The following is a 210-nucleotide window of genomic DNA, read 5'->3' on the forward strand; positions in this document are numbered from 1 at the left end:
CAGCACCAGGGAGGATAACGTTGCTTCAGCAACGGCCCGCAGGGCGAGGCGCAGCCGAGTAATCCTCCCGGATGCACCATATTACTTGATAGCGCTTTAGTAGCGACATCAAATCTGCAGTAAAGTAAGTTTCCCGATGCATCCGTAGCTCAGCTGGATAGAGTACTCGGCTACGAACCGAGCGGTCGGAGGTTCGAATCCTCCCGGATG

The 210-nt window shown here is 55.2% G+C and carries 1 other RNA gene; it reads left to right on the forward strand.

Annotation, left to right across the window (positions count from 1 at the left end):
• Positions 1-79: non-coding RNA, RtT sRNA (locus tag OGV69_RS01340), on the forward strand; the annotation flags it as partial.
• Positions 80-210: the final 131 nt, after the last annotated feature.

It is taken from the genome of Citrobacter sp. Cc139, assembly GCF_030334645.1.
GTDB classification, from domain to species: domain Bacteria; phylum Pseudomonadota; class Gammaproteobacteria; order Enterobacterales; family Enterobacteriaceae; genus Citrobacter; species Citrobacter werkmanii.